We start from the raw sequence: 25,929 nt of genomic DNA on the forward strand, positions 1-25,929 counted from the left end.
TTCATTTTCTCCGGGCCGGAAGACGGAGATCTTTCGGCCCGGGGTTTTTCCGGGTTTCTGTTGTGCGCGGATCACCCGTCGGGGGCGAAGCACGAATCACCGGTGGGATCATCCGACGTCGAGACGGAGAAGATCCTCCTCCGTCTCGCGGCGGACGATGACGCGGGCCTCACCATCATTGACGGCGACGACCGGCGGGCGCAGCACGTGGTTGTAATTGCTCGCCATCGAACGGCAGTACGCGCCGGTGGCCGGTACGGCGATCAGGTCACCCGGTGCCAGGTCCGCCGGCAGGAACGCGTCCTTCACCACGATGTCACCGCTCTCGCAGTGCTTGCCGACCACACGCGCGAGCATCGGCGCGGCGTCGGAGGTCCGGGACACCAGCGCGACGCTGTACTCGGCGTCGTACAACGCGGTCCGGATGTTGTCGGACATGCCCCCGTCCACGGAGACGTACGTACGCAGCCCGTCCAGCGGCTTGGTGGTGCCGACCTCGTACAGCGTGAAGGCGGTGGGCCCCACGATGGCGCGGCCCGGCTCGACGGAGATACGCGGGGTACGCAGCTTCGCGGCGTCGCACTCACGGTTGACGATCTCGGTGAGCGCCTTGGCGATCTCGTGGGGCTCGCGGGGGTCGTCGTCGCTGGTGTAGGCGATACCGAGCCCGCCGCCGAGATCGATCTCGGGCAGCTCGACACCGTGTTCGTCACGGATGTCCTTGAGCAGCCCGACGACCCGGTGGGCGGCGACCTCGAACCCGGACGTGTCGAAGATCTGCGACCCGATGTGCGAGTGGATCCCGATGAGTTCGAGCCCGTCGAGCTTGAGCGCCCGCCGCACGGCCTCCGCCGCCTGCCCGCCGGCGAGCGGAATCCCGAACTTCTGGTCCTCGTGGGCGGTGGCGATGAACTCGTGCGTGTGGGCCTCGACGCCGACGGTGACGCGGATCTGCACCTTCTGGCGCCTGCCGAGCGACTGGGCGATGTGGGCGACCCGCACGATCTCCTGGAAGGAGTCGAGCACGATACGGCCGACGCCGGCCTCGACGGCACGGTGGATCTCGTCGGTGGACTTGTTGTTGCCGTGGAAGGCGATGCGGTCGGCGGGCATGCCGGCGGAGAGGGCGGTCGCGAGCTCACCGCCGGAGCAGACGTCGAGGTTGAGCCCCTCCTCGTCCAGCCAGCGCACGATGGCCCGGGACAGGAACGCCTTCCCCGCGTAGAACACGTCGGCGTCCTGCCCGAACGCCGTACGCCAGGCGCGCGCCCGCGCCCGGAAGTCGGCCTCGTCGACGAAGTACGCCGGCGTGCCGAACTCCTCCGCGAGCGCCTTCACATCGATCCCCCCGACACTGACGACGCCGTCGTCCGTACGGGTGACGGTCTGCGCCCACACCTTCGGGTCCAGCGTGTTCAGGTCGGCGGGCGGGGCGGCGTAGTGCCCCTCGGGAAACACGTCGGCGTGACGGGGTCCGGCGGGGTGTGCGGAACGGCTCATGTCTGTACGACTTTCTGTGGAATCTCTGGCATTGCGCGCGAGGCTTCGGGCTTGAGGACTTCGGCGTCGGCTTCGGCTGTCTGCTTCCGCTGTCGGCTGTCGGCTTCGGCTGTCGGCTGTCTGCTCCTTGAGCTCCGCGGCCCACTCAGAGGTATTCGGGTGCGTCGATGCCGAGCAGGGACAGGCCGCCGGCCAGCACCGTCCCGGCGGCTTCGGCAAGCGCCAGCCGGGCGCGGTGGGCGGCCGAGGGTTTCTCGTCGCCGCGCGGCAGCACCGTGTACTGGAAGGCGAGCAGGGCGTCGGCGAGGACGACCAGGTGCCGGGCGAGACGATCGGGGGCGCGGTGCGTGGCCGCTCGGGCGAGGGCAGAGGGGTATGCGGTGAGGGCGGTGATGAGGGGGGTGGTGACGTCGGGGGTGGTGAGGGGAAGGGGGCGCGTGAGGGGCGTGTTCGGGGTGTCCGCAGGGTCCGGGGTGTGCAGGGTGCCCGGGGTGCTGGTGAAGCCGAGGGCTGCGGCGTTGCGGGTGAGCGCGCGGGCTCGGGCGTGGGCGTAGCGGACCCGGAAGAGGGGGTTTCCGGCCCGCTGCACGAGGAGGTCCGCGGTGATCCGGGGACGATCGTGGACGGCCGGATGCAGGAGCGCCCAGCGGAGTGCGTCGGGGCCGAGGGGGGTGGGGTCTTCCGGGGCGGGGACGGGGCGCAGGTCGATGGGTGCGTCGGGGCCGACGGCCGTGGCCGGGCCACTGGTCCGACCCGGATCGGCAGGGTTACGGGTCCGACCCGGATCGGCAGGGGCACCGGGCGGACCGGGATCGGCAGGGGCACGGGGCGGACCAGGGTCGCGAGGCTGGTCGGAGTCGCCGGGGTCGTTGACCTGGTCGGCGGCCTGGGGCCGGATGTGATCGACCTCTACGCGGCCACCCTGGCTGGCGACAATCCGTACGAGCGCGTCGGCGAGGACTTCCGCACGGATGTCGTACGGGATCCGCAGCCGGACGACCTGCCCGGCGAGGGTGTCGCTGTGGCCGTACGGAAGGGGATCGGCGCTCTGGCCGTCTCGGGTGCCCTCGGCTCCTTGGATCCGCCGTACCAGTGCGGTGACGGCGGCCCGTTCGAGGTGGATGTTGAGGAACCCGGGGCCGGTGATCTCGACGGCGGCGACGCCCTCGGTGCGGCTGAGGTGGGGCCGCAGTATCTCGGCGACCTGCAGCGGCGGCCGCCCTGCGGGCCGGGCCAGCTGCAACGCGATGTTCGTCGCGTAGTCCCCGCTCCCTCCGGGCCCCGGCGGAGTCACCACGGCACGTACGGGCACCGCCACGCTCAGCTCCCCGTCGTCCACAGCACGACGCACCGCGCGCAGCACGGTACGGGAGAGCTCGACGGGGGTCACGGGACAAGCGTATGGGAGGAGGGGGGTGGGTATGCGAGCCGGTTTACCTCGGGGTCCGACATGTGGACGGGGTGGAGGCGACTGGACGCCTGGGTGGGGCTGGGAGGTTGCTGGGGGAGGGCTGGGAGGTCACCGGGGAGGGATGGGTGACGCTGGGGGGAGGGGAAGGGGCGTTGGGGGAGGGGCGACAGGACGCCACGGTGAGGGTTGCGATGCGCCGGTGGTGGCGGGCTGGGTCGGCCGGGGGTTGGCGTGCCGTGGGGCACAGCGGAAGGCGCCGGAGAGCGGGGCCCAAGGTCCCCGAGGCCCCGGGGTCCCGGGGTCCCGGGGTCCCGGGGTCCCGGGGTCCCGGGGTCCCGGAAGTCCGTGAGGTCCCGGAAGTCCGTGAGGTCCCTGAGATTTCCTAGGTCTTTCCTAGGTCCCCTGAGGTCCCCGGAGGTCCCCGGAGTCCTGAGTCAGCTTCCGCTTCGGCCGGCGCGCTCCGCGTGCTCGGTGTACTCGCTCCCGCCGCCGGTCCCACTGGCTGGGGCTCCGGCTCGGGTCGGGTCATCGGCTCCGAGCCCATACGACACGGCCTCGCCGCCCCCGGCATTCCTTCGCTCCACCAACTGCCGTACGAGGGCGACGAGTTCGGTCGGCTCGAAGGGCTTGGCAAGGAACGCGTCGACACCGACGTCGAGCCCGGCCTCGACCTCGTACTGCGAACAGGCGCTGATGATGGCGAGCGGAATGCCTCGCGTTCGCGGGTCGCCATGGAGTCGAGCGGCGGTACGGAGGCCGTCGAGGCGGGGCATGACCACGTCGAGGGTGATGAGGTCGGGCCGCACCTGATGAACCACGTCCAGGCACTCGGCACCATCGGCCGCGGTCACCACCTCGAAGCCCTCCAGCTCGAGATTGACCCTGATCAGCTGCCGGATGACCTTGTTGTCGTCTACAACAAGCACCCGGCCGGACGCGCCTGGCACAACTCGAGAGTAGGTCCGCCCCCACCGCCGCGTCCGGGTTTTCCCCACTTCCACCCCCTGCGGGCGGTCTCCCCCAGCTCAACCCCACCTTCCACACCCGCAAAAAGCCGTTCATGATCTCCCTCGGAGAGCTGGTAGGGTTCTACCCGTCGCCGCCGAACAAGGCGCCCGACACGCCCCCGTAGCTCAGGGGATAGAGCAACGGCCTCCGGAGCCGTGTGCGCAGGTTCGAATCCTGCCGGGGGCACCTTGTATGAGGTGCCCAAAGACCCCGCCATCAGCGCTTTAGCTGAGAACGGGGTCTTCGCGTATGTGCAGCCGTACGCCGCTCGGAGCGGCCGTATGTCGGCGTCTGTGGACGAGGCGTGGACGGGATCTTGAAGCATCACACCAGGTGAGCCCCGCAAATCGATGTGGCCCGGGTCAGACGCAGGGACCACGTCGCGAGTCGGTAGCGGTTCCCTCCTAATCGGCGGTGACCCCCCAGTAACCGATTTGTGCGGGCCTGCCGTCGCGGTAGAGCACCGTGCAGTTCCCCTGGGCGCGGCCGGGGAAGTCCAACTGCTCGGAATCGAGAGCGGCGTCCCACTCCTCGTAGGTGGGCCGGCCGTGAGGAGCCCACCCACGCACCTCATCATCGGTCAGCGGCCGCATGAACGGACCATCGTCGGTGTCCGCGGCCTCGATCATGAGAGGAAAGTCCAGCACGGTGCTCGTGCCTCCGGTGAAGATGTACTCCTGCCACTCCGGGTCGCGCCACAGTTGCTCGACGGACCGGCCCTCGAAGCCGTGGTTGTCCCGCGCCAGCTCGTCTTCCTGAGCCTGCCGGAACGCGGCCGCCAGATCACGCTGATACGGGCCCGTGTGGGTCCATGCGTCGCCGCCCATCCGCATCCTCTTTCCATTCGAACTGTTCACTCAGGAACGGAGAGTAAGAGACGGCACTGACAGGCCACCCAGGCGAGGGTCAACCCCTGGGGTTCCCCACAGCTCCCGCGAGGAAGGCCGGGACCTCCTGAGAGAACCGGCTCAGGCACCGGGTTCTCGCCCGGGGCCGTGACCATCAGGTCCTCCGCCTTGGCGTCCCTCGGAGCTCGCGCTCGGAGGTGTCGGGGCCGGTGGAGGTGCCGTGGACCACCGACACCGCGCCGGCCTTCGACGTGCCGCCGACCGGGGCGCCGGGCGCGCCGATCGCCAGGTCGCGGTAGCCGTCGCCGTCGAGTCGGAGGAGTGCACCGCGGGGGCCGCGAAGGAGGAGGCGAAGGCCCGCGTCCGCGCTGGACGCGGGCCCTGGCGAGAGGAGGGAGCGGAGGGACCGGACGGGTCAGTTCGCGAAGTTCGCGCCGAACTCCGGGGCACCCGTCGTGGAGACGCCCGAGGTGCTCGGGCTGACGGTGTGGCCGCCCGATGTGGTGATCTTCGTGCCGTTGGACGGCAGGTAGAGCACCGAGCCGTTGCCGCTGTTCTCGTACGAGCCCGCCAGCAGGTCCGCCTTGCCGTCGCCGTTGACGTCGTCGAGCTTCACCTCGATGCCGAGCGTTTCGCCCTTCTCGGCCGTGTCGGGGACGCCGGCCGTGTTCTGGGTGAAGTACTGGGTGCCGGAGGAAAGGTTGATGCCGCTTGCCGAGCCGAAGAGGACGGTGAGCGAACCGGCGTCGGTGACACCGGAGATGTCCTCGCCGGGGGTGCCGACGATCAGGTCCTGATAGCCGTCGCCGTTGACGTCACCAAGGTCCAGCTCGTAGCCGAAGCTGTCGTCCTTCTCCGACTCACCGGGCACGTTGCCGGACTCCTGGGTGAAACCCGTCGTGGAGCCGGGGCCGGACGAGGTGCCGTATGTGACGTTCACCTTGCCGCCCAGCGCGCCGCCCGGGATCGTCGTACCGTCGGGCAGCGTGTTGTTCCAGCCCGCCCCCGTGACGATGTCGCCGTACCTGTCGCCGTTGACGTCGCCGATCGCGGTGATCACGCCCGCCTTCAGGGTGGTCGCGGACGACGCGTTCAGGCCGCTCGCGGTGCCGGGCACGAAGTAGTTCGTGTTCCAGCCCCGGTCGGTGTCGGTCTCGTAGCCGTCGACGATCAGGTCGGTCTTCTGGTCGCCGTTGATGTCTCCCGCGTGGATGTTGAGCGGGCCCATCGAGGGGGAGCCGGACTGGATCGGGGGCTTGACCTTGTAACCGCCGCCCACCGCCGTCCCTTTGGAGCTGATGCCGCCCTTGAGGACGTACAGGGTGCTGGACGTGTTGCCCACGACCAGGTCGTCCGTTCCGTCGCCGTCGAAGTCGCCCGCGGCGAGGTTCTTGCCCCAGCGGTCGTGGGACGAGGCGGCCGCGTCGGCGATGGTGACGCTCTTGCTGCCCGAGAGGCCCTTCGCCGAGCCCCACAGCACCACGACCGTGCCGCCGTCGCCGTCCTCGCCCACCTTCTCGAAGGGGGCCGAGGCCGCGAGGTCGTCGTAGCCGTCGCCGTTGAAGTCGCCGTACGCGGTGACCGCGCCGAACCAGTCGCCGGTCTCGGCGCTCCCGGGGACCCCCGAGCTGTTCTGGCTGAGGACGGTGCGCTCGGCGAACGAGACACCGGTGGCGGTGCCGTAGAGGACGACGAGCTGTCCGGCGGCCCTCTTGCCGTTCACGTAGGCGCCGGAGGCCGAGAAGGCGACATCGCCGAAGCCGTCGTTGTTGAAGTCGGCCTGCGGGACCGTGGCAGCGTCGGCCGCCGTCGCCGTCACGGTCGAGAAGGTGAGCAGACCGCCGGTCAGCGCGACCGCGGAGGCCGTCGCGAGGGCGAGTCGCAGATGCGTGTGCATGCGGGAATCTCCTGCTGCATGCGGCACGTCTGGCAGACGTCCCGCAGTCAATGGGGTGCCCTTCCTATCCGTGTTCACCCAGGGTTGGCCGGGCGTTCACAGGGAAGTTGGCGAACAGGAGACCGATAGGGGTGGGGGAGGGTTGTACGGGACTCCAGGGAATTCGACGAATTTCCGGGGTGGATGGAACCTGTGGGGCGCCTGGGACCTCTTAGGGGTGCTTGCGGGCGAGTGTCATGCAGTGGGCGAGTTGAAGGAAGGCGTCGTGCATGTCGTCGCGTACTTCCCACCGGATTCGCAGGCGGCGAGGGCCATGGAGCCAGGCGATGGCGGACTCGGCGACCCATCGGACCTTGCCCAGGCCCGAGCCGTGTGGCCGGCCCCGTCGGGCGATCTTCGGGGTGATGCCGCGCTCGCGCAGGCGGCGGCGGTAGATGTCGTAGTCGTAGCCGCGGTCGGCGTATAACGTGCGGGGCTTGCGCCGGGGCCGGCCCCGCTTGCCCCGCACCGGCGGCAGCCCGTCGACGAGTGGCAGGAGCTGGGTGACATCGTGGCGGTGACCGCCGGTCAGCGACACCCGCAGTGGAGTGCCGCGGGCGTCGGTCAGCACGTGATGCTTCGAGCCAGGCCGGGCGCGGTCAACCGGGCTCGGACCGACTTTTGGGCTGCTTCGCCCCCGCTTGGCCTGCACATGAGAGGCGTCGATGGTGGCGCGGGAGAAGTCGAGACGGTCCGCCGCCCGCAACCCGTCCAGCAGCACCCGCTGGAGCTCCTCCCACACCCCGGCCTCCTGCCACTCGGCCAGCCGCCGCCAGCAGGTAGGACCGGAACCGAACCCCAACTCCTGCGGCAGGAACTCCCACTGGACACCTGTGTACAGGACGAACAGCACACCCTGGAGCGTCCTGCGGTCATCGATCCGCTTGCGCCCCGGGTACCGGAACCGCCGCTCATGCTTCGGCAACAGCGGCTCGATCACCGCCCACAACTCGTCACTGACCTCCCACGGCTTCCGCCGCGCCATGGTCACACCCCACAAAAGACGGGATCACGTACATCTCCACCGTGCCACAACACGATCTTTCTGCAAGGACCCCTGAAGCGGTGCTCTGAGAAGCCGTGCCGCACTCGGCGCGTGTGGTGGCTGCCATCATCATTGGATGGCAGGCAGACAACTACCGGCAGGTTGGACCCTGGAGAAGATCCGCAAGATCTCCGGCGACCGGGAGGCCACGCCTCTCGACACCGATCGCGCCGTGACAGGCTGGCCGGCACAGAGCGAGCGGCTCCACCCCGAGATCGTCCTGGGATTCCACGAACTCTGTCTGGTGAAAGCTGCCAACGACGACGACTGGTACATGGGCAGCCTGAACGACGACGGCAGCATCACCTGCTGGAGCACCTACAACGACCTCTACGAGGCCCTTCGCGGCCTGTAGCCCGACGGAACCTGTACCGGCTGGACGGCAATGCCCGGCTCAGTTCTCCGTCTCATTCAGCGCCGTTCACGGCCGTTCAGACGAGCCCCGAAGCCATTGCAACGCCGACGCCCAGCCGCCTATGAACCCAGGTGAACGATCCTGCACCCAGCCCAACACCCCACCACCACAGTCGGAAAGCGTGCGCCTTCCCTCGGCCCGCGCGAGAAGTGGTGCGCGGTCGGCGCTGGCAGGTCATCCGCTGGCCATCGACGAAGCCCGGCCGTCGGTTAGGTCCCGGACGTGTCTCCGGGCCGCCCCCAGACAGGCCGGGGATGCAACCATTCCTTTCGGAGCTGGAACCCCCGGAAGCCGACCACGCGCCTGAGACCATAGCCGCAGGCACTGACATTGATGCTGGTACTCAGGTTCCGGTGGCTGTGGCTCGGGCACTGACTGACGTCCTGCTGGGCTGTCCTGCGGTTGTTCTGTCCGGCTGCGGGAGCCTGTTCTCATGGCTCCGGCCGGTCGGCGTGGGCGTCCAGGGCGTGCGGAGGTCGGCCGACACCGCTGGACGGCCTTCCGCGTACCGGTGGTTGTCACGTGGGCCCGGTCACCTCGCTGGTGGCCTCGCGCTGGATGGTGGCCGATCGGAGCAGGAAGTCGAGGATCAGGCCGAGTTGCTCTTCGGAGTAGTCGGCATAGAGCGCTTCCAGGCCGGCGACGAAGGTCGCGAAAAGATCGCCGAAGCTCGCCACGTGTTCCTGGTCGATCTCGACGATCACCCGGCGACCGTCGTCGCGGTCACGCACCCGACGGACGAATCCCTTGCGTTCCAACCGGTCGATCAATCCGCTCACCGACGCGGGCGCCAGTCCGGTTCTCGCGGCGATCTCACCCGCGGTCAGCGCCCTCTCCCGTTCCAGCAGGTCGAGAGTCTTCTCCTCGGTGAGACCCAGCCCCATGCGCGCGCCGACGGCGGCATGGAACATCACCGCGGCGTTGCTGTGCTCACGGCCCGCTCGGTGAAGTGCGGCAAGCAGCTCACCGCGTCGATCCGTGTCCCTTGACACTCGGGCCACCCTCTCCATATATTTCGTTCGACCGAACTAAATAACTGACTGTAACCATGCTATCAGTCGGCGGCGGAGGTCACAATGACGAAGGCATTGCTCATCGGCGGCGGAATCGGCGGCCTGACCACGGCCCTGGCCTTACGGCGGGCCGGTATCGAACCGGTGGTCTTCGAGGCGTACAGCCGGCCCGCCGACTACGCGGGGTTGTTCCTGAACACCGCCTCCAACGGCCTCGGCGCACTGCGGGCCATCGACATCGACCTCGCCCACCAGGCCGACGGGGTCCCCATCCCGCGCATGATCATGTGGAGCGGCACGGGGAAGCGGCTCGGCGAGGTGGCCAACGGAACCGCACACCCGGACGGTTCGGTGAGCGTCTGCGTCCGGCGCGGCGAGATCCTGAAGGTGCTGCGCGAAGAGGTCCGCGCCCGCGGTATAGCCATCGAGTACGGCAAACGCCTCGACTCCTACCGGACGCCGCCCACCGGCGTCGCCGCACGGTTCACCGACGGTACCGAGGTCACCGGTGACCTCCTCATCGGCGCCGACGGCATCCACTCCCGTACCCGGCGCCTGCTCGACCCCGAGGCGTCGGCCCCGCGCTTCACCGGGCTCCTCAGCGTCGGCGGGTACAGCCGCGGCACCGGGCTGGCCCCCACGACCGGCACGCAACACCTCGTCTTCGGCAAGCGGGCCTTCTTCGGTTACCTGATCCGGGAGTCGGGCGAGACCTACTGGTTCGCGAACCTGCACCAGCCCGGCGAGCCGAGCCGGCAGGAGTTGAGCGCGGCGACGCCCGACCAGTGGCGGCGCCGGCTGAGCGACCTCTTCGCCGACGACATGCCCCTCATCCGGCGAATCCTCGACAGCTCCACCGGAGACGTCGGCGTCTACCCGGTGCACGACATTCCGACCAGCCCGGTCTGGCACCGCGGGCCCGTCGCGTTGATCGGTGACGCCGTGCACGCCACCTCCCCCTCCGCCGGCCAGGGCGCCTCGATGGCATTGGAAGACGCCGTCGTGCTCGCCCAGTGTCTGCGGGACGCGCCCGATCTCACCACTGCCTACACCACGTACGAGCGACTGCGGAGGCCCCGCGTGGAGAAAGTGGTGGCCTACTCCAAATCCCTTTCCGCCAGCAAGACCGCGGGCCCCGTCGCCCGGGTCTTCCGCGATCTCATGATGCCCGTCGCGCTCAAACTGTTCGCCAACCCCAAGTCGCATGCCTGGATGTACGACCACCACATCGACTGGAACCGTCGGGTAGCCGCCTGATGCCCGGTGCACCGGCCGCCCGGGGCCGTCGAGGCCCGGCGGAGGCGAAGCCGAGGGCAGAGGTGGAGGCGGAGCTCAGGACATCGGGCAGGCGCGGTGGGCGGCGGACCGTCCGACGGGTACTCGTCGGCGTGAGCGCGCTCGCATGCGTGCTGCTGACGGCCCTGGGCGGAAGCTTCGTGTGGCTGTGGACCACCGCGGACACCAGCACGGTGGGCAGCACTTCCTTCCGCAACGAGCTCGCCGTACCACCGCTCGCCGAGCCCTCGCGGGTGAAGGCGGACGGCACCAAGGTCTTCGATCTGCGGATGCAAGCGGGCGAGACGGAGTTCAGGGCCGGCCTGCGGACTCCCACCTGGGGATTCAACGGAAGTCACCTGGGCCCCACGCTGCGCGCCCGTCGCGGCGACAAGGTGGAAGTCCGCGTCCACAACCGCCTTGACGAGCCCTCGACCGTGCACTGGCACGGAATGCACGTGCCCGCGCGCATGGACGGCGGACCCCATCAGACGGTGCTGCCCGGCCGCACCTGGGCTCCGCACTGGGAGATCGACCAGCCCGCTGCCACGCTCTGGTATCACCCTCACCCGCACGGGCGGACGCAGAGTCATGTGCAGCGCGGGCTGGCCGGCCTGTTCCTCGTCGACGACGACCGGTCCGCGGTGCTGCCACTGCCGAGGAGGTACGGCGTCGACGACCTGCCGGTCATCGTGCAGGACGTGAAGTTCGACGGGACGGAGTTCGACCGTGGGCGCGGGCTGATGCAGGCCGTCGGGTTCCTCGGGGACCGCACCATGGTCAACGGCACTCTGGAACCGTACCGGGAGGTGAAGGACGAGCTGGTGCGGCTACGCCTGCTCAACGCCTCCGTGTCCCGGATCTACGCCTTCGGGTTCGACGACAACCGCCGCTTCGTCCAGGTGGCGACCGACGGTGGGCTGCTGCCGCGACCGGAGCCGATGACCCGTCTGCAGCTGTCGCCGGGTGAACGAGCCGAGACCGTCGTACGGATGACGCCCGGCGAGCGCGTGGTGCTGCGCAGCTATACGCAGGACTACGGCGAAGCGTGGAGCACCCGGTTCTCCGGCGGCGACGACTCCTTCGACGTGCTGGAACTGAGGGCTGCGGCAAGGCTCCGGCCCTCACCCGAACTTCCTTCGTCGCTCGTTGCGTTGGAGGTGCCGGACGGCTCGCAGGCGACAGGCGGCCGGGACTTCGACCTCAGGGTGTCCGGCATCAACGGCCGGACCATGGCAATGGACCGAACCGACGAAACGGTCGTCCGGGGCACGACCGAGATCTGGACCGTCCGCAACGACGACGGTGTGCCACACAACTTCCACGTCCATGACGTTCAGTTCCGGGTGCTGCGGGTGAACGGCAAGGCACCGCCGCCACATCTGCGGGGTGCCAAGGACACGGTCTTCGTGCCGAACGGGACGACGATGAAGCTGGCTCTTCGCTTCGACGGCCCGGCCGACCCGGACACGCCGTACATGTACCACTGCCATCTGCTCTACCACGAGGACGTGGGGATGATGGGCCAGTTCGTGGTCGTGGAGAAAGGGCAACGGGCCCGGGGCCCCGGCCACGACGCGCACGATTGACGTCTCCGTCCGGCGGCGGAGGCGCCGCGGTCGCGGTCGTCGCGTTCGGAGGGCGGCGGTGCTGCGGGAGCCGTCAGGTGGGGCGGCGGCTGGGTGGGGTGAAGACGTAGAGGTCGAGGATGGGAGGCATGGGGGTGATGCCCGGGCCGCCGGATCGGACCCAGGTGGCTATGTCCTCGGTGGCGTCGGGGTCGTTGACCAGGCCCAGCCAGACGGGGCGGGCGCCGGCGGCCCGGGCGGTGGAGGAGGGTTGGATCACGATCACGTTGGCCTGGTCGCAGGCGTCCAGGCAGGTGGCGATCCGGGTGGGAACGAGGGCTTGGAGGCGGGCCGTCTGGGCCTCGTGGTCCACGCCGGGGAGTTTGGGGGTGCCGCAGCAGCAGTCTCGGCAGACCGTTACTCGGCAAGGGGTGGTTGAGTACCCGTTCGACTGTGTTGAGTGCCCGTTCGGTCGTTGTGGGGTCACCGGGGTGTCGGGCGGGTGCGGGTGGGGGGCGTCATCCGGTGGCCTCACGAGGTGGTGAACGGTCGTTGTCGCGGGGGAGTTTACTCGCCCCCGCCGCCCCTACCCATCCCGTCACCAGGGGCTTTCGGCGGCCGGGGCAAGGGCTGTTCGGTCCAGATGGTCTTGCCGTCGGGGGTGTAGCGGGTGCCCCAGCGTTCGGTGAGCTGGGCCACGAGGAAGAGGCCGCGGCCGCCCTCGTCCTCGGTGCGGGCGCGGCGCAGCCGGGGCGAGGTGCCGCTGCCGTCGTAGACCTCGCAGATCAGGGCGCGGTCGCGGAGAAGGCGGAGCTGGACCGGGCCGGTGGCGTGGCGGATGGCGTTGGTGACGAGTTCGCTGGCCACCAGCTCGGTGGTGAAGGCCAGTTCGTCCAGGCCCCAGGCGGCCAGTTGCTCGGTGACGGCCACGCGGGCGCGGGAGACGACGGCCGGGTCGCTGGGCAGGTCCCACTGGGCGACCCGCTCCGGGCCCAGGGCGCGGGTACGGGCGACGAGGAGGGCCACGTCGTCGCCCGGCCGGGCCGGAAGCAGGGCGTCGAGGACCGCCTCACAGGTGTCCTCGGGGGCACGGTCGGGGCAGGTCAGGACGGTACGGAGCTGGTCCAAACCGGTGTCGATGTCGCGGTGCCGGTCCTCGACCAGGCCGTCGGTGTAGAGGACCAGCTGGCTGCCCTCGGCCAGTTCGAGTTCGATGCTCTCGAAGGGCATACCGCCGAGGCCCAGCGGGGGTCCCGAGGGCAGGTCGACGAAGTCCACCGTCCCGTCCGGGGCGACGACCGCGGGCAGCGGGTGCCCGGCACGGGTGAGGACGCAGCGCCGGGACACCGGGTCGTAGACGGCGTACAGGCACGTCGCGCCGACGATGCCGGCGTCCTGGTGGGTGTTCTCCACCGCCCAGCCCTCGCCCCTGTCGAGGCGGCCGACCAGGTCGTCGAGGTGGGTGAGCAGTTCCTCCGGGGGCAGGTCGAGGGCGCAGAAGTTGTGCACGGCGGTGCGCAGCCGCCCCATGGTCGCGGCGGCGTGCAGACCGTGACCGACCACATCGCCGACGACCAGTGCGACGCGGGCGCCGGAGAGCGGGATGACGTCGAACCAGTCGCCGCCGACGCCCGCCTGCGCGGGGAGGTAGCGGTAGGCGGCCTCGACCGCGCTCTGCTCGGACCGGCCGCGGGGCAGCAGGCTGCGCTGCAGGGCGAGGGCGGTGTTGTGCTCGCGGGTGTAGCGGCGGGCGTTGTCGATGCAGATCGCCGCGCGGCCGACCAGTTCCTGGGCCAGCGAGAGGTCGTCGTCCTCGAACGGGGCGGGCTGCTCGGAACGGTAGAAGCTGACGACGCCGAGGGTCGCGCCGCGCGCCCGCAGCGGGACGGTGATCAGGGAGTGGATGCCGGCGGCGAGGGCGCGCTCCAGCCGGGCCGGGTCCTGGGCGAGCCAGCCGCCCGACTCCGCCAGTACGGGTTCGAGCACCGATCGCCCGCTCTCCCAGCTGCGGGCCTGCGGGGTGGAGGGGACGTACCGCACCGGGTCCCCTACGTCGTACAGATGCGACTCCTCGTGTACGGCGCCCAGCGCGACCCGGCTCAGCGCCGTACCGGGGCCGAGGGGTTCCGGTTCGTCCCCGAGGAGGACGGAGACCGGCAGGTCCACGGCCGTGAAGTCGGCGAACCGGGGGACGGCCACTTCCGTCAGCTCCTCGGCGGTTCGGGTGACGTCCAGGGTGGTGCCGATCCGGATTCCGGCGTCGTGCAGCAGCGCCAGGCGCCGGCGGGCGAGCACGGCGAGCCGACCGACGCCCGGCTCACCGACGAGGAGCAGCCAGGCGTCGGCGGCGGAGTCGGGGGGTGGGGCGAGAGGTACGGGAGGGGCGGCAGGGAGGGGAAGGGTGGGAGGGGCGCCGCGGCGGGTTTCGGTGGGGGCGCTGGTCGCGACGGTCTCGGTGGTGGCGGTGACAGCAGTGATAGCAGCGACAGCGGTGGTTCCGGCGGGTTTTTTGGGTTGAGTCGGGGTGGGTTGAGTCGGGGTCGGTGCCGGTCGGGGGTGCGCGGAGGGGGGTGCGACCGTGCGGAGGAAGACGGTCGGGGGTGGGGCGGGCGGGGGTCCTGGACGTGTCGTGGTCGGCGGCGGAGGCCGTGGCGGTGATGGGGGCGGTGGCGTGGTCGGCTGCCCCGCCTGGGCCGCGGGTGGTGTGACCAGTCGCGTGTGGTGCAGGTGGGGGCTGCCGAGGATGCGGGCCTCGATGACCACGCCGGTCTCGCCCGACTCGCCCATGATCGGGCGCCGGAGCAGGGTGGCGACGCGGCCGGCGGGAAGAGTGACCTCGTCGAGGGTGCGGTGGGGTGAGGCGATGAGTTCCTCGGCCTTCTCGCGGAGGACGGCCAGGTCGACGTGGCCGAGGGTCTCGCCGTACCGGCCGTCGCCGCCCCGCGCCCACGGCGGTTGCTCGGGCTGGCGGGGCCAGGTGTCGGCGGCGGTGCGGGCGGCCCGGCGGTACGCGGCGAGCAGGGCCCGCTCCCGTTCCGTGGCCTGTTCCAGGAGAGCGGCCTCGATGTCGTGGGCGGCCTCGCGGACGAGCCGCAGCATCGTGGGGTCGCCGTCGTCGCGCAGGCAGGTGAGGTCGAGGACGGCCTCGACGCGGCCGCTGAGCGGATTGCGCACGGGGGCGCCGGCGCAGGCGTAGGGGGAGAGGCAGTCGGCGAAGTGTTCGCGGCCTAGGACGTAGACGGGCTGGCGCTCGGCGAGGGCGGTGCCGACGCCGTTGGTGCCCGCGGCCGCCTCGGAGGCGCTGAAGCCGGGGGCGAAGTTCACCTCGTCGAGGCGGGTGCGGAGCTGTCGGTCGCCTCCGTGCCGCTGGACCATGCGGGCCTGTCCGTCGCAGAGCACGAGGGTCATGCTCACGTTGGCGAGGGAGGCGGTGAGCTGCGTGAGCACCGGGTCGGCGGCGCGCAGAAAGGGGTCCTCCAGGGCGAGGTCGGGCGCGTAGGGGCTCAGCAGCCGGTGGGGTTCGAGGCCGGCGGAACGGCACCGCTTCCAGGAGTCCAGCACCGGGTCCCGGACATCCGAGTCGACCCGCGCGCCGGCGAGGAAGCGCTCATGGGCATCGACGAGACCGCCGATGTCGTCCCAGGAGACGGACAACGGGATCACTTCCCTCGCCTGCGGACAGCCCCGCCGCACACCGCCACCCGACGCGCTCCCGGGGCCGTCTGCCAGGCGCTACAACCCTAGACCCCGGGTGACGCACATCACAACAGCGGTGAAAGGGGCTGCCGCGGGCGGGGTCGAGTGGGGCACAACAGGGGTGGACCTACAACCGGGGAATGTCGGCGGAGCCGGGGGTGGAGCGGGGCACAGAGGTCGACCGACGGCCCGGGGATCTCGGCGGGGCTTGGGAGCGGCTTGGGGCGTGGGGCTTGGGAGCGGCGTGGGGCACAGGAGTTGACCGACAGCCCGGGGATCTCGGCAAAGCCGGGGCGGTGGAGCCGGGGGCGGTGGAGCCGGAACAGAGTCGACCGACAACCCGCGGAATCTCGGCGGAGCCGGTCGCGGGGTGGGCCGGGAGGTGATTTGTGTCTCATGTGGGGCGGCGGGGTTCGGTCGGGGTTCGGGGGCAGAGTCGCTGTTCGGGAGCGGTGTCGTTGTTCCGACGGTGGCAGGAGTTCGGGTGGTGCATACCGGGGAGTCATTTGGGGTGGGAACGGTCCTGGGGTTCCCTTCGTTCTTGACTTGCCCTGCCTCCGTCAGTGCGGTCCCCCGCCGTACCGACGCGACGCGGAAGGACGACGTGCCCTTTGTTCCCGCTCCCGCTCGACGCGCCGCGCCCCTCGCGGCCCACCCCGTCCCCGGTCACCGACCCCCTCACCCTGATACCCAGCCCCGCCCGGCCCCTGGACCTCACCCAGGTCCCGAGCACGGCCACGGGCCCCGGCCTTGACACCAAGGCGCTCTCCGACGCCTCCTGCGCCCTCACTCCTCTCGCGAGTCCGACACCGCTCGCCGGCGGCACCGCGGCCTGCGACCCGGCCTCCTCCCCCTGCGCCTCCACCCCCGACGTCTCCACCCCCGGCCAGGACGCGGGCGGCCGCCCGGCCCGCCCCGGGGCGTTTCTGCCCGCCCGGGTGCTGGCCCTGCTCCCCGCCCGATCGGCCGTCAACGGCCGGCGGTTGCGGTTCGCTCTCACCCTGCTGCCGGTGGCACTGCTCGCGGTGTGGGCGGCGGTCGACTGGCGGACGGTCCATGACGGGGCGGTGCGGCTGGCGTCGGCCGACTTCCGGTGGCTGCTGGCCGGTGTCGTCTTCACGGCGCTGTGCTCGGTGGCCTCCGCGTGCGTACGGCAGGGCGCGGTGCCGGAGCGGCTTCCGCCGGGGCAGTTGCTGGCTGTGCAGTTCGCCGCCGGGGCCGCCGGGCACGCGCTGCCGGGCAACATCGGCGCCCACGCGGTCGTCCTGCGCTTCCTGCGGCGCCGTGACATACCCCTCGCCCGTGCCACGTCCTCGCTCGCCCTGTACTCGGCGGTCAAACCGGTGGCCAAGACGCTGGTGATCGTCGCCTTCGTCGTCGCCTTCCCCGGCACGCTCCGCCTGGCCGAACTCCTCCCGAAGGGCGAGACCCTCGCCCTGGTCGGTGCGATCACCGGGGTCAGCCTGGCCGCCGTGGTCACCCTGGTCACGACCGTACGACCGTTGCGGCGCCCCCTCATCGGAGGGCTGCGCTCCGCCCTCACCGACACGCGGCTCGTGCACAGCTGTCCCGTCCGCGCGCTCTCCCTGTGGGGCGGGGCCGTCGCCTTTCCCCTGTGCCAGGGAGCCGTGGTCGCCTCGGTCGGCTCCTCGCTCGGGCTGCCGGTGTCCTGGACGCAGATGCTCTTCGCGTACCTCGTCGCCAGTACGGCCGCGGGTGCCGTGCCCGCGCCGGGCGGCCTCGGTCCCATGGACGCGGCGCTCGTCTTCGCCCTTGTCGCCTTCGGCGCGCCGGCGACCCTCGCCACCACCACCGTCATCGGCTACCGCGTCCTCACCGTCTGGCTCCCCCTCCTCCCGGGCGCCCTCGTCCTCTCGGCGCTGGTGCGCGCGAAAGTGCTCTGAGCCGGGCCGACGGTACGTATGACGACACCGGACGGCCCTCGGGTCGCGGGCCCCGGTGTCGGCATGCCCGCCGACACGGAGTGCAGTGGGCGGCGGGCGGTGGGCCGGGGGCAGTTGAAGCTGGAACCATCTCTGGGGCAAGAGGGTCCAACGGGACCGGACGGACTGAGGGATGGTGGATGTCGTACTCGGTGGGGCGGCGAGTGGTCGTCACGGGGCTGGGGGCGGTCACACCGCTCGGGGTGGGTGTGGGCGAGTTGTGGCAGGGGTTGCTCGAAGGGCGCTGCGGGATACGGGAGTTGGAGGGGGAGGAGTTCGCGGAGTTACCCGTGCGGGTCGCCGGGACGGTGCCGGTGGATCCCGCCGACCTGCTGCCGCGGCCCCGGGCCCGGCGGATGAACCGCGCCGCGCGGTTCGCCGTGCTGGCAGCGCGGGAGGCGTGGCGGGACGGGGGGTTCGACCCCGCCGGTACGGCCGCGAGTGGGCTCGATCCGGCGCGGGTCGGGGTGTCCGCCGGGGCGATCCTCGGTGACGCGGCGGTGCTCGTGGCCGGCGACCGGCAGTTACGGGACCGAGGGCCGCGGAGTGTCTCGCCGCTCACCACGCCGATGTGCGTGCCCTCGCAGGCGGCGTCGCAGATCTCCCTCGACCTCGGTATCACCGGCGAGGCGCGGACCGTCACCAGTGCGTGTGCCTCCGGTACCGAGGCGATCGGGCAGGCGGTCGACCGTATCCGGTACGGGCGGGTGGACGTGGCGCTCGCGGGCGGGGCCGAGGCGGTCGTGACTCCGGCGATCATGGCGTCCTTCGCGGCGATGCGGGCGCTGTCGCGGCACGGTCTGAACGGCGGCGCGGGGAGCCCGTCCCGACCGTTCGCGAAGGACCGGGACGGGTTCGTGAACGCAGAGGGGGCGGGTTTCCTGCTGCTGGAGGCGGAGGACCGTGCGAGGGCGCGCGGTGCGCGGATCTACTGCGAGGCGGCGGGCTGGGGACTGTCCGCCGACGCGCATCACATGGCGGCGCCGGACCCGTCGGGCTCGGGGGTGGCACTCGCGCTGCGCAGGGCGCTCGCGGACGCGGCGGCGTCGCCCGCCGATGTCGTCCACGTCAACGCGCACGCCACCGCCACGGTCGACGGCGATCTCGCGGAGGCGAACGCACTGGCCGCGGTGCTGTCGGGGCGCCGGGTGCCCGTCACGGCGCTCAAGGGGAGCCTCGGGCACCTTCAGGGGGCCGCCGGTGCCGTGGAAGCCCTGGTCACCGCCCTGACCCTCCACCACGGCGTCATCCCGCCGACGATCGGCTGCGCCGACCAGGACCACGCGATCACCCTCGACCTCGTCACCACCACCCCCCGCCCGCTCCCGCCCGACGGTGACCTCGCCCTCACCAACTCCTTCGGCTTCGGCGGCCACAACGCGGTCCTCGCCCTCCGCCGCGCGGCATAGCCCCTGACCGCCCATGACAGGCCCGACCTACCCGGCACCGCCGACCTCCGCCATCGTGGCCGGGCACGGCTGCGGCGGAGAGGGGGCGGAAAAGGGGTGGGGTGGGGTGGCGGTCACAGGGTGCGCAGGGCCGGGCAGGACAGCGGGCGATAGCGAGAGCGGAGAGGCGGCGTACGGCGTCGGCAGTCCTCGGGTCCGCTGCGGCGGTGCACACGGTTCGTCCGGTGGTCAGGCCGAGCGTTTGCGGGCGGCGGTCTTCTTCGCCGGTGTCTTCTTCGCCGGTGTCTTCTTCGCAGTGCTCTTCGTCGCCGTGGACTTGGTAGCCGCGGACCCTGTCGCTGTGGACTTCGTCGCCGTCGTCTTCTTGGCCGTTGCTTTTTTCGCAGCTGTCTTCCTTGCGGGCTGGGTGGACCTGGTCGTCGACTTCTTCGGGGAGGCGGCCGTCTTCTTGGCTGTCGTGGTGGATTTCTTGCCCGACGGTTGTTTGGGGGTGGGGCGGGACGGGAGGGGCGTGATGTCGGCGACGTCCTCGCCTCGGGACTCCTTGGCCTCGCGGACGCTCTTCTCCAGGGCGGCCATGAGGTCGAGGACCTTGCCGCCCGGGGCCGGAGCGGAGGCGGTGGGCAGCTCCTCGCCGGAGGCCCTCGCGGCGATGAGTTCCTCGACGGCCTCGCGGTAGTCGTCATGGAGGGAGTCGAGGTCGACCTCGCCGAGGGTGTCCATGAGGGCGTCCGCGAGGTCGAGTTCCTTGTCGCGGACGGTGACACTCGCGTCGGGGGCGACCCCGTCCGCCGCGCGGATCTCGTCGGGCCAGAGCAGTCCGTGCATGGCGAGGACGTCGTCCACGACCCGCAGCATCCCCAGCCGCTCGCGCCCGCGCAGCGCGAACTTGCAGATGGCGACCTTGCCGCTGCGCTTGAGCGCCTCGCGGAGGAGGGTGTACGGCTTGGCGGCGGAGACACCGTTCGCGGCGAGGTAGTACGCGGCGTCCACCTGGAGCGGGTCGACGCTCTCGGCCGGTACGAAGCCCTCGATCTCGATGGTCTTGGCGGTCGGGATGGGCAGCGCCGCGAGGTCCTCGTCCGTGATCGGGATCATCGTGCCGTCCGCGTCCTCGTACGCCTTGCCGATCTCGCCCTGCGTCACCTCGCGGTCCTCCAGCTCGCAGACCTTGCGGTAACGGATGCGGCCGCCGTCCTCCAGGTGGACCTGGCGGAAGGAGACGGAGTGGCTCTCGGTCGCGTTCACCAGCTTGATCGGGATGCTGACCAGGCCGAAGGAGATCGCGCCGTTCCAGATGGATCGCACGGGCAGCACGCACCTTTCGGGTCCCTGCTTCCGGTTTGTCCACACCGTAACGCGGACCGATCACGCCTGCCCGTCGGCCGCCGGACGCCTCCGTGGCCCCGCTCAGCAGGCCCCGTCACCGGTCCGGTCACCGGACCCGTCACCGGACCGGTCAGGATCCGAGAAGCGCGGGTGGGTGGGGCGCGCCTAGCGTGAAGGCCATGGACCTGACCTGTCCGGCGCCGCGGGCCCCGTCGACCCGGCCGTCGACGACAGGTCACAGTCCCCGCGGCACCGGCCGTGTACACGCGCGGCCTTCGGCCCGCGCCGGCGGCCTTCGCCGTAGCGCCGCGGAAGGCGCACGACCACACGTACTGTTCCCAGCGGATCGATCCGGTCGGGCGACGCCGGCGGGGACCGCGGGACGCGGCTCCGCACGACAGATGGAGGAACGATGACCAAGGCCACGAGGGCGGGGACGCAGGCACAGTCTCCCGGGCCGCACGCCGCCGACAGCCATGATCTGATCCGTGTGCACGGGGCGCGGGAGAACAATCTCAAGGACGTCAGCATCGAGATCCCGAAGCGCCGGCTGACGGTGTTCACGGGGGTCTCCGGCTCGGGGAAGAGTTCGCTGGTGTTCGACACGATCGCCGCGGAGTCGCAGCGGCTGATCAACGAGACGTACAGCGCCTTCCTGCAGGGTTTCATGGCGAACCTGGCGCGGCCCGAGGTGGACGTGCTCGACGGGCTGACCACCGCGATCACCGTCGACCAGCAGCGGATGGGGTCCGACCCGCGCTCCACCGTCGGCACCGCCACCGATGCCAACGCGATGCTGCGCATCCTCTTCAGCCGACTCGGCAGGCCGCACATCGGCCCGCCCGGCGCGTTCTCCTTCAACGTCGCCTCGGTCTCCGCGAGCGGCGGACTCACGGTCGACCGCGGTGCCGACAAGACCAAGACCGAGAAGGTCACCTTCAGCCGCACCGGCGGCATGTGCACGCACTGCGAGGGCCGGGGCAAGGTCTCCGACATCGACCTCACCCAGCTGTTCGACGACTCCAAGTCGCTCTCCGAGGACCCGTTCACCATCCCCACCTACACCGGGGACGGCTGGGTGGTGCGGGTCATCGCCGAGTCGGGTCTCTTCGACAAGGAGAAGCCGATCCGCCAGTACACCAAGAAGGAGCGGCACGACTTCCTCTACCGCGAGCCGACCAAGGTGAAGATCAACGGCGTCAACCTCACCTACGAGGGGCTGATCCCGAAGCTGCAGAAGAGCTTCCTCGCCAAGGACCGCGAGTCGATGCAGCCGCACATCCGGGCCTTCGTGGACCGGGCGGTCACCTTCACCGAGTGTCCCGACTGCGACGGCACCCGGCTCAGCGAGCTGGCCCGCTCCTCACGGATCGGCAAGGTCAACATCGCCGACGCCTGTGCGATGGAGATCCGTGACCTGGCCGAATGGGCCCGCGGGATCGAGGACACTTCGGTGGCGCCGCTGCTCGCCAAGCTCCGCTACACCCTCGACTCGTTCGTGGAGATCGGCCTCGGCTACCTCTCGCTCGACCGGGCCTCGGGCACGCTCTCCGGGGGCGAGGCGCAGCGCACCAAGATGATCCGCCACCTCGGCTCCTCGCTCACCGACGTCACGTACGTCTTCGACGAGCCGACCATCGGGCTGCACCCCCATGACATCGAGCGGATGAACAACCTGCTGCTGCGGCTGCGCGACAAGGGCAACACCGTGCTCGTCGTGGAGCACAAGCCGGAGACCATCGCCATCGCGGACCACGTCGTCGACCTCGGGCCCGGTGCCGGCACGGCGGGCGGCACCGTCTGCTTCGAGGGCACCCTGGAGGGGCTGCGGGCGAGTGACACCGTCACCGGCCGCCATCTCGGCGACCGGGCCGCCCCGAAGGAGTCGGTCCGCAAACCCACCGGCACGCTGGAGATCCGCGGCGCGACGGCGAACAACCTCCAGAACGTCGACGTCGACATCCCGCTCGGCGTGCTCACCGTCATCACCGGCGTCGCCGGCTCCGGCAAGAGCTCGCTCGTGCACGGCTCGATGGCCCGACAGGCTGGGGCCGAGGGCGTGGTGGCGATCGACCAGACCGCGATCCGCGGCTCCCGGCGCAGCAACCCGGCGACGTACACCGGGCTGGCCGACCCGATCCGCAAGGCCTTCGCCAAGGCCAACGGCGTGAAGCCGGCGCTCTTCAGCGCCAACTCGGAGGGCGCCTGCCCCACCTGCAACGGCGCCGGCGTCATCTACACCGACCTGGCCATCATGCAGAGTGTCGCCACCACGTGCGAGGAGTGCGAGGGCAAGCGGTTCGAGGCGTCGGTGCTGGAGTACCGCTTCGGCGGGCGCGACATCAGCGAGGTGCTGGCGATGTCGGTGACCGAGGCCGAGGAGTTCTTCGGCGCCGGTGAGGCGAGCACCCCGGCGGCCCACCGGATCATCGAGCGGATGGCGGACGTCGGGCTCGGCTACCTCACCCTCGGCCAGCCGCTCACCACGCTCTCCGGCGGCGAGCGTCAGCGGCTCAAGCTGGCCACCCGCATGGGCGACAAGGGCGGGGTCTACGTGCTCGACGAGCCGACCACCGGCCTCCACCTCGCCGACGTGGAGCAGCTGCTCGGGCTGCTCGACCGGCTCGTCGACGCCGGCAAGTCGGTGATCGTCATCGAGCACCACCAGGCGGTCATGGCGCACGCCGACTGGATCATCGACCTCGGCCCGGGAGCGGGCCACGACGGCGGCCGCGTCGTCTTCGAGGGCACCCCGGCGGACCTCGTCACGGCCCGCTCGACCCTCACCGGGGAGCACCTGGCCGCGTACGTCGGCGCCTGACCGCGTGCGCGGGGCCTACCGCGCACGGGTGCCCGACCCCCGCACACGGGCGCCCGGCCGCGTATGAGGGTGCCGGGCGCAGGCACCGGGGCGCGTGAGCGTTCCGGCCGCCGGGCACATTGCCCGTTACAAACCGCGTGCGCGGGGCCTACCGCATGCACGGGTGCCGACGGCACGGGTGCTCGGCCCCCCCACATGGGCGCCCGAGCGCGTATGGGGTGCCGGGCGCGTACGCGGGCGCCTGGTGCGTACAAGGACGCCAGGGCGCGTGCGCGTTCCGGCGTACGGGAACGCCGGGGCGCGTGCGCGTTCCGGCCGCCGGGCGCATTGCCCGCTTTCATGCGGAATCATGGGATTCTGGCTCCCATGACGCCGATCACCGAGGTGGAGGGCCGCAGGGTCGCCCTCTCCAATCTGGAGAAGGTCCTCCACCCGGCGACGGGCTTCACCAAGGGCGAGTTGCTGCACTACTACGCCACGACCGCGGACGCCCTGCTGCCGCATCTGCGCGACCGGCCGGTGTCCTTCCTCCGTTACCCGGACGGGCCGGGCGGCCAGATCTTCTTCACCAAGAACGTGCCGCCGGGCACGCCGGACTGGGTCACCACCGCCGAGGTGCGGCGGATGGAGGGACCGGCCCGGATGGTGCTGGTCCAGGATCTGCCGAGTCTGATGTGGGCGTCGAACCAGGTCGCCGAGTTCCACACGCCGCAGTGGACCGTCGACTCCTCCGACGAGGCCGACCGACTGGTCTTCGACCTGGACCCCGGGGCGCCCGCGACGCTCGTCGAGTGCTGCGAGGTCGCCTGCTGGCTGCGGGAACGGCTCGCGGCGGACGGGATCGAGGCGTACGCGAAGACGTCCGGGTCGAAGGGGCTGCATCTGCTGGCGGCGGTGCGTGGGGCGTCCTCGGAGCGGGTGACGGAGTACGCCAAGGAACTCGCCGTCGAGGCCGAGAAGGCACTGCCCCGCCAGGTCGTCCACCGGATGACCCGCAACCTGCGCCCCGGCAAGGTCTTCGTCGACTGGAGCCAGAACGCCGCCCGCAAGACCACGGCCGCCCCCTACACCCTGCGCGCCCGCCCCGAACCGACCGTCTCCGCCCCGGTGACCTGGACCGAGGTCGAGGAGTGCGCCTCCCCCGGCCGACTGGTGTTCCGCGCCCCGGAGATCGCCCCCCGCCTCCAGGACCACGGCGACCTGCTGGCGCCGCTCCTGGACCCGGGGACCGCGCGACCCCTGCCGTGACGGCCTACACCCGGGTCCACGTCCGCCGGTCCCTGGCCATCGCGTGCAGCCCCTCCACGTCCGCCGGCTTGAGCAGCCCACCCGTGCGGGCGAGTTCGGCGAGGTCGGTGTCGCGCAGGACACGGACCTCACGCGGGGGCGTCGCGATGTCGAGGCCGGAGGGTTCGACGAGGGCGAGGACGGGGTGGACCTGGGCGGTGAGGGCGTACGAGGCGCGGTCGGCGTCGGCGCGAAGCCCGCGCAGCAACGCGCGGGGCTCGTGGCGGCCGACGGCGACCATGGGGTCGGTGACGACGACGCGCTGCCTGCGGGCATACAGGGACCGGACGCAGAACAGGCCTCCTGGGCCGATGACCAGGTGGTGGACGCGGTCGCCGCCGGGCAGCGGCACGGAGTGCAGGGTGTGCCAGCCGGCGCCTTCCAGCCGGTCCAGCGCGTCGCCGACCGTCTGCTCGGCGGCCAGGGCACGGCGACGCGGGTCGGGGCGCAGCCGGCGCGGCGGGCGGGGAGCGCGGTCGAGGGCGATCAGCAGGGCCTCGCCGGGGCGGTTGGGGGCCAGGTCGTCGTCCGGGTGGAGGCTCAGCCGGGCCAGTTCGGCGGGGGTGGGCACGGGCGGCGGGCCCACGGTGACCGGGCCGGTGACGAAGGGGCCGAGAACGGCCAGCACATCCTCTCGGTGCTCCTCGCCTAGGAGGTTCACCCGGCCCGCCTCACGGTCGTACCAGGCGATGTTCCTCCCGTCGCTCCGGCACACGTACAGGCGCTCCCGTCCGTGCCGCCGGGTCGGTATGACGCGCAGTCCGCTCATGCACCATCACCCCACGACCATGGGAACAGGCGGGGTGCTCCATCGGCAAGAACCCGGTTACCTTTGAGACGACGACCTGTCGTCAGGCTTCAGGGGAGGCGCCGTTGCGGACGCGCAGGAAGCAACCCGATGTTCCGGCTCCGGGCGAACCGTGGAGCGAGATCGTGCCCGGCCTGTGGATGGGCGGGCACGAGTTCGCGAGGCGGGCCGGCACCGGAGGCATCGAATTCGCGGTCGTACGCGATGAGTTCGATCTGGTGCTGACCCTGCTGCGGCTGCCGGGGCACGGGCCGGACGACGGCGTCGAGCACCATGTGTGGCCGATCCCGGACGGGCCGTTGGACGGTACGCAGCTGGCGGGTGTGATGCGGCTGGCGCAGGCGGCGTGCGACGCGCTGGAGGACGGCAAACGGGTCCTCGTCCGCTGCTACAGCGGGTACAACCGGTCCGGTCTGGTCGTGGCGCAGGCCCTGATCCGCGACGGGCACTCCGCCGACGAGGCGATCCGGCTGATCCGCACCCGCCGTTCGCCGTGGGCGCTGCACAACGAGCTGTTCGTGGAGTATCTGCACACGGGGCTGGCGACGGTCCGGCTCCTTGAGGAGTTGGAGGAGCTGGCCGAGTAGCGGGGCGGACGAAGCAGTTCCGCATGAAGG

The 25,929-nt window shown here is 71.1% G+C and carries 19 protein-coding genes, 1 tRNA gene and 1 pseudogene; 9 read left to right on the forward strand and 12 right to left on the reverse strand.

From position 1 onward, the window contains the following. Positions 1 to 108: 108 nt before the first annotated feature. The 3 genes from lysA to OG622_RS16800 all read right to left on the reverse strand — a co-directional run bounded on the left by lysA (position 109) and on the right by OG622_RS16800 (position 3,858). Positions 109 to 1,500 carry a diaminopimelate decarboxylase gene (gene lysA / locus OG622_RS16790; protein ID WP_371576895.1) on the reverse strand — a complete coding sequence of 464 codons (1,392 nt, stop codon included), beginning with the start codon at positions 1,498 to 1,500 and terminating at the stop codon, positions 109 to 111. Between the two features lie 145 nt (positions 1,501 to 1,645). Further along, entirely contained in the window at positions 1,646 to 2,890 is a 1,245-nt protein-coding gene (gene nrtL / locus OG622_RS16795; protein WP_371576896.1) for an ArgS-related anticodon-binding protein NrtL, read from the reverse strand. Between the two features lie 455 nt (positions 2,891 to 3,345). Further along, positions 3,346 to 3,858 carry a response regulator gene (locus OG622_RS16800; protein WP_371576897.1) on the reverse strand — a complete coding sequence of 171 codons (513 nt, stop codon included), beginning with the start codon at positions 3,856 to 3,858 and terminating at the stop codon, positions 3,346 to 3,348. Between the two features lie 175 nt (positions 3,859 to 4,033). Here OG622_RS16800 and OG622_RS16805 point away from each other — a divergent pair. Then, a tRNA-Arg gene (locus tag OG622_RS16805) sits at positions 4,034 to 4,105 on the forward strand. 218 nt (positions 4,106 to 4,323) lie between these two features. On the opposite strand, the gene OG622_RS16810 is transcribed toward OG622_RS16805, so the two are convergent. The 4 genes and pseudogenes from OG622_RS16810 to OG622_RS16825 all read right to left on the reverse strand — a co-directional run bounded on the left by OG622_RS16810 (position 4,324) and on the right by OG622_RS16825 (position 7,688). Continuing rightward, on the reverse strand, positions 4,324 to 4,746 hold the full coding sequence (locus OG622_RS16810; protein ID WP_371576898.1) for a hypothetical protein: 423 nt from the start codon (positions 4,744 to 4,746) through the stop codon (positions 4,324 to 4,326). A gap of 175 nt (positions 4,747 to 4,921) precedes the next feature. Further along, positions 4,922 to 5,068 (reverse strand): annotated as a pseudogene (locus tag OG622_RS16815) (integrin alpha); the annotation flags it as partial. Positions 5,069 to 5,182: 114 nt separating this feature from the next. Beyond that, positions 5,183 to 6,664 (reverse strand): FG-GAP-like repeat-containing protein, encoded by a 1,482-nt coding sequence (locus OG622_RS16820; protein WP_371576899.1) that lies wholly within the window; start codon positions 6,662 to 6,664, stop codon positions 5,183 to 5,185. 211 nt (positions 6,665 to 6,875) lie between these two features. Continuing rightward, the gene (locus OG622_RS16825; RefSeq protein WP_371576900.1) at positions 6,876 to 7,688 is read right to left on the reverse strand and encodes an IS5 family transposase; all 813 of its coding nucleotides are present in this window, start codon (positions 7,686 to 7,688) and stop codon (positions 6,876 to 6,878) included. Between the two features lie 136 nt (positions 7,689 to 7,824). Between OG622_RS16825 and OG622_RS16830 the strand changes: the two genes are divergently transcribed. Beyond that, on the forward strand, positions 7,825 to 8,103 hold the full coding sequence (locus OG622_RS16830; protein WP_371576901.1) for a hypothetical protein: 279 nt from the start codon (positions 7,825 to 7,827) through the stop codon (positions 8,101 to 8,103). Between the two features lie 578 nt (positions 8,104 to 8,681). Here OG622_RS16830 and OG622_RS16835 read toward each other — a convergent pair. Then, positions 8,682 to 9,155 (reverse strand): MarR family transcriptional regulator, encoded by a 474-nt coding sequence (locus tag OG622_RS16835; protein WP_371576902.1) that lies wholly within the window; start codon positions 9,153 to 9,155, stop codon positions 8,682 to 8,684. A gap of 84 nt (positions 9,156 to 9,239) precedes the next feature. On the opposite strand from OG622_RS16835, the gene OG622_RS16840 reads away from it, so the two are divergent. Both OG622_RS16840 and OG622_RS16845 read left to right on the forward strand, forming a co-directional pair. Then, the gene (locus tag OG622_RS16840; RefSeq protein ID WP_371576903.1) at positions 9,240 to 10,433 is read left to right on the forward strand and encodes an FAD-dependent oxidoreductase; all 1,194 of its coding nucleotides are present in this window, start codon (positions 9,240 to 9,242) and stop codon (positions 10,431 to 10,433) included. A gap of 131 nt (positions 10,434 to 10,564) precedes the next feature. Beyond that, positions 10,565 to 12,040 carry a multicopper oxidase family protein gene (locus OG622_RS16845; protein WP_371576904.1) on the forward strand — a complete coding sequence of 492 codons (1,476 nt, stop codon included), beginning with the start codon at positions 10,565 to 10,567 and terminating at the stop codon, positions 12,038 to 12,040. A gap of 73 nt (positions 12,041 to 12,113) precedes the next feature. Here OG622_RS16845 and OG622_RS16850 read toward each other — a convergent pair whose 3' ends face one another. Then, a complete protein-coding gene (locus tag OG622_RS16850; RefSeq protein WP_371584117.1) occupies positions 12,114 to 12,506 on the reverse strand; it encodes a (2Fe-2S) ferredoxin domain-containing protein in 393 nt (130 codons plus the stop codon). An 80-nt stretch (positions 12,507 to 12,586) separates the two neighbouring features. Further along, the gene (locus OG622_RS16855) at positions 12,587 to 15,682 is read right to left on the reverse strand and encodes a SpoIIE family protein phosphatase (protein WP_371576905.1); all 3,096 of its coding nucleotides are present in this window, start codon (positions 15,680 to 15,682) and stop codon (positions 12,587 to 12,589) included. A gap of 644 nt (positions 15,683 to 16,326) precedes the next feature. Here OG622_RS16855 and OG622_RS16860 point away from each other — a divergent pair. Next, positions 16,327 to 17,619, forward strand: a complete 1,293-nt coding sequence (locus OG622_RS16860; RefSeq protein ID WP_371576906.1) for a lysylphosphatidylglycerol synthase domain-containing protein — start codon at positions 16,327 to 16,329, stop codon at positions 17,617 to 17,619. A 179-nt stretch (positions 17,620 to 17,798) separates the two neighbouring features. Then, a complete protein-coding gene (locus OG622_RS16865) occupies positions 17,799 to 19,067 on the forward strand; it encodes a beta-ketoacyl synthase (RefSeq protein WP_371576907.1) in 1,269 nt (422 codons plus the stop codon). Between the two features lie 228 nt (positions 19,068 to 19,295). Here the strand turns inward: OG622_RS16865 and OG622_RS16870 are convergent, their stop codons facing one another. Continuing rightward, positions 19,296 to 20,384, reverse strand: coding sequence for a Ku protein (locus OG622_RS16870; protein WP_371576908.1), 1,089 nt, complete (start codon positions 20,382 to 20,384; stop codon positions 19,296 to 19,298). Between the two features lie 424 nt (positions 20,385 to 20,808). On the opposite strand from OG622_RS16870, the gene OG622_RS16875 reads away from it, so the two are divergent. Continuing rightward, on the forward strand, positions 20,809 to 23,217 hold the full coding sequence (locus OG622_RS16875; RefSeq protein ID WP_371576909.1) for an ATP-binding cassette domain-containing protein: 2,409 nt from the start codon (positions 20,809 to 20,811) through the stop codon (positions 23,215 to 23,217). A 366-nt stretch (positions 23,218 to 23,583) separates the two neighbouring features. Then, complete coding sequence (gene ligD, locus OG622_RS16880; RefSeq protein WP_371576910.1) at positions 23,584 to 24,465, forward strand: non-homologous end-joining DNA ligase; 882 nt, start codon at positions 23,584 to 23,586, stop codon at positions 24,463 to 24,465. 4 nt (positions 24,466 to 24,469) lie between these two features. Here the strand turns inward: ligD and OG622_RS16885 are convergent, their stop codons facing one another. Beyond that, positions 24,470 to 25,273: a nuclease-related domain-containing protein gene (locus OG622_RS16885; protein ID WP_371576911.1), complete on the reverse strand. Its 804-nt coding sequence runs from the start codon at positions 25,271 to 25,273 to the stop codon at positions 24,470 to 24,472. Between the two features lie 104 nt (positions 25,274 to 25,377). Between OG622_RS16885 and OG622_RS16890 the strand changes: the two genes are divergently transcribed. After that, the gene (locus OG622_RS16890) at positions 25,378 to 25,899 is read left to right on the forward strand and encodes a protein phosphatase (RefSeq protein WP_371576912.1); all 522 of its coding nucleotides are present in this window, start codon (positions 25,378 to 25,380) and stop codon (positions 25,897 to 25,899) included. The last annotated feature ends 30 nt before the right edge of the window (positions 25,900 to 25,929 follow it).

Origin of the sequence: Streptomyces sp. NBC_01314 (assembly GCF_041435215.1) — a bacterium.
In the GTDB taxonomy this organism is placed as follows: domain Bacteria; phylum Actinomycetota; class Actinomycetes; order Streptomycetales; family Streptomycetaceae; genus Streptomyces.